Source organism: Sphingomonas sp. (assembly GCF_031372575.1).
GTDB lineage: Bacteria > Pseudomonadota > Alphaproteobacteria > Sphingomonadales > Sphingomonadaceae > Sphingomicrobium.
On the sequence record NZ_JANMLM010000066.1, the window covers coordinates 1 to 7,945 of the forward strand.

The 7,945-nt window shown below is 64.6% G+C and carries 7 protein-coding genes; all 7 read left to right on the forward strand.

Annotation, left to right across the window (positions count from 1 at the left end):
* The first annotated feature begins 499 nt into the window (after positions 1–499).
* A complete protein-coding gene (locus RMN73_RS06285; protein ID WP_309602469.1) occupies positions 500–931 on the forward strand; it encodes a division/cell wall cluster transcriptional repressor MraZ in 432 nt (143 codons plus the stop codon).
* Positions 928–1,905 carry a 16S rRNA (cytosine(1402)-N(4))-methyltransferase RsmH gene (gene rsmH, locus RMN73_RS06290; RefSeq protein WP_309602470.1) on the forward strand — a complete coding sequence of 326 codons (978 nt, stop codon included), beginning with the start codon at positions 928–930 and terminating at the stop codon, positions 1,903–1,905. The genes RMN73_RS06285 and rsmH overlap by 4 nt, the downstream gene beginning before the upstream one ends.
* Positions 1,902–2,588 (forward strand): hypothetical protein, encoded by a 687-nt coding sequence (locus RMN73_RS06295; protein ID WP_309602471.1) that lies wholly within the window; start codon positions 1,902–1,904, stop codon positions 2,586–2,588. The genes rsmH and RMN73_RS06295 overlap by 4 nt, the downstream gene beginning before the upstream one ends.
* An 8-nt stretch (positions 2,589–2,596) precedes the next feature.
* Complete coding sequence (locus RMN73_RS06300) at positions 2,597–4,294, forward strand: penicillin-binding protein 2 (protein ID WP_309602472.1); 1,698 nt, start codon at positions 2,597–2,599, stop codon at positions 4,292–4,294.
* 4 nt (positions 4,295–4,298) lie between these two features.
* Complete coding sequence (locus tag RMN73_RS06305) at positions 4,299–5,714, forward strand: UDP-N-acetylmuramoyl-L-alanyl-D-glutamate--2,6-diaminopimelate ligase (RefSeq protein ID WP_309602473.1); 1,416 nt, start codon at positions 4,299–4,301, stop codon at positions 5,712–5,714.
* Positions 5,711–7,090, forward strand: a complete 1,380-nt coding sequence (murF, locus tag RMN73_RS06310; protein ID WP_309602474.1) for a UDP-N-acetylmuramoyl-tripeptide--D-alanyl-D-alanine ligase — start codon at positions 5,711–5,713, stop codon at positions 7,088–7,090. The genes RMN73_RS06305 and murF overlap by 4 nt, the downstream gene beginning before the upstream one ends.
* The coding region (mraY, locus tag RMN73_RS06315) for a phospho-N-acetylmuramoyl-pentapeptide-transferase (RefSeq protein ID WP_309602475.1) at positions 7,090–7,945 on the forward strand (856 nt) is incomplete at its 3' end. The genes murF and mraY, both read left to right, overlap by 1 nt.

Consider the following 7,945-nt stretch of genomic DNA (forward strand, 5'->3'; position numbering starts at 1 on the left):
CGTTGGGAAAGGGCCGGACTGTGATCGTCGCCGACGCCGATCTGCTCAATCAGGAAGAAGTTACGCGCCGCTTGGGTCGCAAGGTCGACAATGTCGCACTTGTCGGAATGCAGTTGGACCTGTTGCTTGGTCGCTCACCCAAGTGAGTCGTTGCCGATTCGCCGCACCCACAAGCTTATCCACAGGGTTGTCCCGCCCAAACTGAGTAGAACAAACACAGAATAGATTTGCCTTGTCTGTGCTCTTTCCCCAGAGCAGACAGGCATCGGGCATGAAATCCCACGAAATGGCATGAAAATCCATTGTATCCCGTCCGTGCTTGGGTTACCAACAGGATTGGCACGGGGCGATTCCTCACCTTGAAGTGATGGGCGCGAAGCGGGTGACGATGTCGCACGCTTCGTGAATAGAGGAAGCTTGCGCGCCGCAGGAGTGGGATGTGGCGCTAGAGCATCTGTTTCAGGGCAGTGCTTTGAACGCGGTCGACGCGAAGGGTCGCGTGTCCGTGCCAGCCTTCCTGCGCCAAGTGATCGAACGCCGCGGCGACGCCCGGAATATCGTCCTTGCCAAGCATGACGCGTTCAAGGCGCTGTCCGCCTACGACCCCGCTTATGCCGCGCTCAAGCATGCCAAGCTCGAGCGGCTGGCCGAGAAGACCGAAACCGACCCTGCCGCCGAACTGGAACATGCCCGCCGCACGATGATGGCGTTCGGCGCGACCGAGGAAGTGCCGTACGACAGTTCGGGCCGGGTGCTGCTGCCGCCGATGATGCGCGCCAAGGGCGGGATCGAGGAACTGGCGCTGTTCATCGGGGTCGGCGAGACGTTCCAGATATGGAACCCCAAATTGTTCCTGGCCGATCCGAACATTGCCGACGACATGAAGGATATTGCGCGCTTCCGGCTCGACGAGCGGGGCGTTTCGCTATGAGTGCGGCCGCCGTTGCCCCGGCACCGCACTTGCCGGTGCTGATCGACGAGGTCCTCGCGGGGCTCGCCGTCCAGGCCGGCGAAACCCACGTCGACGGCACGTTTGGTGCTGGCGGCTATACGCGTGCCCTGCTCGAAGCGGGCGCGGGTCGCGTAATTGCGTTCGATCGCGATCCTGATGCGATTGCCGAGGGGCCGTCGCTGGTGCCCGACGCCGTCAGCACTGGGCGCCTGACCTTGATCCAGGAAAAATTCGGCAAGATGGACCAGGCTTTGATCGAGCGCGATCTTGCGCCGGTCGACGGCGTGACGCTCGATATCGGGGTCAGCTCGATGCAGCTCGACCGCGCCGAACGCGGTTTCGCCTTCAGCAAGGACGGCCCGCTCGACATGCGGATGAGCCAGGCCGGGATGAGCGCCGCCGACTTCGTCAACGAAGCCGACGAGGCGGAAATTGCTCGGGTGCTCAAGGAGTATGGCGAGGAGCCGCGCGCGCGCCGGGTGGCCAGCGCGATCGTCGCCGCTCGCCCGCTGACACGTACCGCCGAACTGGCCGCCGTCGTACGCAAGGCGCTTGGCCATTATCAGGGGATGAAGAGCGATCCGGCGACGCGGACATTCCAGGCGATCCGGATCCATCTCAACGCCGAACTCGACGAGCTCGAGGCCGGGTTGGCCGCCGCCGAGCGCGTGCTTCGCCCCGGCGGACGGCTCGCGGTGGTGACCTTCCACAGCCTCGAGGATCGGATCGTCAAGCGCTTTCTCAAGAGCCGCAGCGGGGCGACCCCGGCGGGATCGCGCCACCGGCCGATCGCGGCCACCGGCCCCACCCCCAGTTTTGGAACAGTCGCCAAGCCAGTCTCCCCGACGGAGGCCGAGCTGGCCCGTAACCCGCGCGCGCGCTCGGCACGGCTGCGCACTGCAGTCCGGACCGATGCGCCCGCGTGGGACCAGTCGAAAGGATCAGCGCGATGAGCGCCCACGGGTTCAAATCCTTGTTCATGGCCGCCAGCGTCGCCGGTGCCGCACTGGGTTGCTATCTGGTGTCGCTCAACGTCGCCTCGGAACGCGCCAAGCTGGAGATGGTCGAGGGAAAGATCGTCAACACCCAGCATGACATCCGCCTGCTGCAGACCGAAATTGGGACTCGCGGGCGGTTGGCGCAGCTCGAGCGGTGGAACGTCGGGTTCATTCGCCTGTCTGCTCCGACGGCCGACCAGTTTCTCGAAGGTGGCTTCCAGTTGGCGACGATGATCAAGCCAGCGCCCAAGGCCGTCATTGGTGCGCCGGTGGTGCTTGCCTCCGCACCGATTGAGCAAGGCGTGACCCGCCCGGCAGGAACCAGCGACAGCGACGATGCCGTACCCCAAACGGCGCGCGCGGCGGTTGCGACGCCAAATCCCGCCCCGTCGGCCGAGGACATGATGTACGTCGCAAGCTATCAACGGCCGGCCACGGCAGTGCGGCCCGCAGCGTCCGCGTCGGTCAAGCCGAATGCGCCAAAGACGGCTGCGACGAAAAGCGTGAAAGTCGCGGCGGTTGATGCCCTTGCGCCCTTGCCCAAGCCCAAGTCGACTGCGAAAGCGACCCCGCCAGCCGCTGCTTCGGCAAGCGGTTCGGCCCCCAGGAAATCCAAGGAATCCGGCACGCCGCAATGAACGCACCGATGCCCGCTCTCGTCGCCCGGCCCGAGCGGCTCCACCTGGTCGGCCAGCGACGCCAGATATTGGCGGTAATCCACCAACGGTTGATGTTCGGGATGCTGGTGTTCGCCGGGGTCGTCGCGCTGATCGCGGTTCGCATCATCTACCTCGCGGTGTTTGGCGATCATGCCGGGCGCAAGATCGGGGTGACCAGCCTGGTCCCCGAACGCGGCGACATCGTCGATCGCGACGGGCAGGCGCTGGCGCGGACGATCGACGCATGGACGATCGCGCTACATCCCAAGAAAGTGATCGGCGACAAGCTGGAACTGGCGCGGACGCTGGCCCGGTTGATCCCCGAATTTGACGAGCGCGCCTATTTCGCGATGTTGAAGTCGGACAAGCCGTTCTTCTATCTCCGACGCCGCGCGGCGCCCGACGTGGTCCAGGCGGTCAATGCGCTCGGCGAACCGGGCGTTGCAATCGATCGCGAACCCGACCGGCTCTATCCGCAGACGACGCTGGCGGCGCACGTGCTCGGCTATACCGACGTCGATGGCCACGGAACGTCGGGCATCGAACGCGCGTATGATGCGCAATTGTCCGACCCGGCAATGCGCGGCAAGCCGGTGATGCTGTCGATCTCAAGCAAGATACAGCAGGCGCTGGAACATGAATTGTTCAGCGCGATGACCGAATTTTCGGCGGTCGGCGCGGCCGGCGTGGTGATGGACATCCACACTGGCGAGGTCATGGCGATGACCAGCTTGCCGAGCTACAATCTCAATATTGCGGGCAAGAATACGCCCGACCAGATGTTCAATCGCGTGACGCTTGGCGTGTATGAACTGGGCTCGACGTTCAAGCCGTTCACCGTCGCAATGGCCATGGATTCGGGCGTCGTGAAATCATTCGGCCAAATGTACAATTGCCCCAATGAACTGCGTATCGCCAACCGCGTGATCCACGATACGCATCCGTTCGGCCGGGCCTGCTCGGTTGCCGAAATCATGATGGAAAGCAGCAACATCGGCACGGCCCAGATCGCCGAACAGGTTGGCGCTGTGCGGCAGAAGGCGTTTCTCAAGCAGATGGGCTTCCTCGACAAGGTTCAGATCGAATTGCGCGAACGCGGGCGTACGCTAACCCCGCGCGAATGGACGAGGATGGACACCATGACGGTGGGTTACGGCCATTCGATCGCGGTGACTCCGCTGCACCTTGCGACCGGCTATGCGACCTTGTTCAATGGCGGCATCTATCGCCCGGCAACGATCCTCAAGGTCGACGGCAATCACAAGGTCGCCGCCGGACGTCGCGTATTCACCGAAGAAACCAGTTACAAGATGCGTGCTTTGCTGCGTTTGGTGGTAACCAACGGTACCGGCAAGAACGCCAACGCGCTGGGCTATCGAGTCGGCGGCAAGACCGGGACTGCCGAGAAATGGATGGGTAACGCCTACAGCAAGACGATCAACATCACGAGCTTCGCGGGAGTATTCCCGATGGAGGAGCCGCGCTATGCGATGGTGATGATGCTCGATTCCCCACGCGCTACGGCCAAGACCGCCGGCTGGACCACCGCCGGCTGGAATGCCGCCCCCGCCTTCGGTCGCGCCGTCAGCCGGATCGCGCCGATGCTCGGCGTTCGGCCCGACAAGAAGCGCGAGGCCAATATGGCCGAGGTGCTGCCGTTCATTCGCGAAAAGTCGAAGAAGTAATCCGGTGCGCCTGGGCGATCTCGCAGGGATCGACAGCGACGCTGGCGTGACCGGCTTCGCGATCGATCATCGCAACGTGACCAAGGGAAATATCTTCGGCGCGTTTCGCGGCGCGAAGTTCGATGGCGAGCAGTTCATCGCAGGCGCGGTCAAGCATGGTGCGGTGGCGGTGGTGGCGCGGCCCGAGGCAGTGGTCGAGGGCGCGGCGCACATCGCCGATGCCGAACCACGGCGGCGGTTCGCCGCGCTGGCGGGCAAGTTTTACGGACCGTATCCGGACGTAATCGTCGCGGTCACCGGCACCAACGGCAAGACGTCGACGGTCGAACTGGCACGCCAGATGTGGCGCTTGGGCGGGCAAAGATCGGCGAGCATCGGGACGCTTGGCGTGACCACCGCCGACGACCAGGTCAAGACCGGGCTGACCACCCCCGACATCGTCACCTTCCTGTCGAACATGGCCGGCCTCGAGCGGATGGGGATCAGCCATGTCGCTTACGAAGCCTCGTCCCACGGACTCGACCAATATCGCAGCGAAGGCCTGCCGGTAATGGCGGCGGCCTTTACCAATTTCAGCCGCGATCACCTCGATTATCATGCCGACATGGACGCCTATTTCGCAGCCAAGATGCGATTATTCGACGAGGTGGTTGCAGGCGACGGGACGGCGGTGGTGTGGACCGGCGATGCCAAATCGGACGCGGTGATCGCGCATGCGACCGCCCGCGGGCTGAAGTTGATCACCGTCGGGCCGGGCGCGGAGACGATTACTTTGATCGAACAGGTGCCGACCGCGCTCGGGCAGCGGCTGGTGCTTCGATTTGATGGAATGGAATACAAACTGACCCTGCCGCTAATCGGGGCCTATCAGGCGAACAATGTGCTGACCGCGGCCGGGCTGTTGCTCGCGACGGGGAGCGAGTGGGATGACACGCTCGCGGCGATGGGGCGGGTGTCGCCGGTGCGCGGCCGGCTGGAGCGCGCGGTAATCAGCCGTTCTGGCGCACCGGTTTATGTCGATTATGCGCATACCGCCGACGCGCTCGAGGCGGCGATTGCGGCGTTGCGCCCGCACGTCGAGGGCAAATTGATCACGGTATTCGGGGCAGGCGGCGACCGCGACAAGGGCAAGCGCGGGCCGATGGGCGAGATTGCGGCGCGACTAAGCGATGTCGCGATCGTCGCCGACGATAATCCGCGCGGCGAGGATCCGGCGGCGATCCGGGCTGAAGTCATGGCCGGGGCGGTTGGCGCGCGCGAGATTGGCGACCGTCGAGCCGCGATTGCCGAAGCGATCAAAATCGCGGGCGCGGGGGATATCGTATTGGTCGCGGGCAAAGGCCATGAGACCGGGCAGATTATCGGCGACCGCGTGCTTCCGTTCGACGATGCGCTGGTGGCGCGCGAGTGTGCGGCATGAGCGCATTGTGGACATCGGCCGAGATTGAGGCGGCGACTGGCGGCGTGACCAGCGCTGCGTTCGAGGTCACGGGCGTGACCTTCGACAGCCGCGAAGTCGGGCCGGGCGATTTGTTCGTCGCAATGCCGGGGACGGTGAGCGACGGGCATCAGTTCGTCGCGCAGGCGTTTGCGTCGGGCGCGGTGGCCGCGTTGGTGTCGCAAATTGTCGATGACCCGCATGTACTGGTGAGCGATGTCGCAGCCGCGCTCGAGGCCATGGCCATTGAAGCCCGTCGCCGAACGAGCGCCACCGTGATCGGGGTCACCGGATCGGTCGGCAAGACGTCGACCAAGGAAGCGCTCGCCGCCGCTTTGGAGCGGAGCCGCAAGGGGCCGGTCCATCGTTCGGTCAAAAGCTACAACAACCACACCGGGGTACCGCTGAGCCTGGCGCGAATGCCGCGGGAGACGCGCTTTGCAGTGCTCGAAATGGGGATGAACCATGCGGGGGAAATTGCCGCGCTGACCCGGCTGGTGCGGCCGCACGTCGCCTTGGTTACCGCCATCGCCTCGGCGCATATCGAGCAATTGGGGTCGATCGAAGCGATCGCCGACGCCAAAGGCGAGATTTTCGAGGGACTAGAGGAAGAAGGGATTGCGATCATCCCCGAGGATTCGCCGCATCGCGCCCGGCTAGTGAAAGCGGCGCTGCGCCATGCCGACCGCACGATCACCTTTGGCATGACCAGCGACGCCGATGTGTCGACGATGGCCGCTGCGCGCTCGGACGATGGCGGCAGCCTGGTCACCGCGCGGCTGGTCGACAGCGAACTGACCTTCACTTTGTCGCAGCGCGGCGACCATTGGATTTCGAACGCGATGGCGGTGCTTGCGGTGGTCGAAGCGGTTGGCGGCGATCTGGGCGCGGCGGGGTTAGCACTGGCCGATCTTGGCGGGTTGAAAGGGCGCGGCGAGCGGCACCGGATCAAGCTCGATGGCGGGACGGCCTTGCTGATCGACGAAAGTTACAACGCCAATCCGGCATCGATGGCGGCGACGCTGGCGAGCCTGGGCAGCGAGCAGCTTGCCGGCCGGCGGATTGCGGTGCTCGGCCCGATGCGCGAGCTTGGCCCCGATGCCGAGGCGATGCATGCCGCGCTGGCCGAGCCCATTCGGAGCGCCAGGGTCGAGCGGCTGGTGCTGGTCGGCGATGACATGCGCGGACTGGCGGCGGCGCTACACGGTGAAATCGAGGCGGTCGTGGCCGACGATGTCGAGCAGGCCGCGCGGCTGGTGCAGGCGATCCTTGGCCCCGGCGACGTGGTGCTGGTCAAGGCCAGCAATTCGGTCGGGCTTGCGGCTTTGGTCGATCGAGTGGCAGGGGTATCGGCCTGATGTTATATGTGATCGCCGAACAGCTCGGTTTCCCCGGGATCCTCAACCTGATCCGCTACATCAGCTTTCGGGCCGGCGCGGCGAGTGCGACGGCGTTGTTCATTGGCCTGATGTTCGGGCCGATGTTCATCCGCTGGCTGCGCGCCAAGCAGGGCAAGGGCCAGCCGATCCGCGCCGACGGCCCGCAATCGCACCTCGCCAAGCGCGGCACGCCAACCATGGGCGGCCTGCTGATCCTGGTATCGGTGTCGATCTCGGTGTTGCTGTGGATGGACCTCGGCAACCCGTATGTCTGGGCGTGCCTGTTGGTTACCGGCGGTTTCGGGCTGATCGGATTCCTCGACGATTATGACAAGGTCAAGAAGGCACATCATGCCGGGCTTTCGGGCAAGATGCGGCTGGTGCTGGAATTCGCTATCGCCGGCTTCGCGACCTGGCTGATGGTGCGCAACGGCGGCACGATGCTCTATTTGCCGTTCATTCAGGGACCGGTGATGGATATCGGCTGGTTTTACATCGCGTTCGGGGCGTTTGTGATCGTGTCGTTCGGCAATGCGGTCAATCTGACCGACGGGCTCGACGGGCTGGCGACGATGCCGGTGATCATCGCGGCGATGGCGTTCATGCTCATCTCCTATCTCGTCGGCAATGCCAAATTCGCCGAATATCTCGGCATCCCGCACATCCTGGGCACCGGTGACCTGACCGTGCTACTGCTGGCGATCGTCGGCGCCGGGCTGGCCTTCCTGTGGTTCAACGCGCCCCCGGCGGCGGTGTTCATGGGCGATACCGGAAGCCTCGCCTTGGGCGGGGCATTGGGCGCGGTGGCGGTGGCGACGCACCATGAATTTGTGC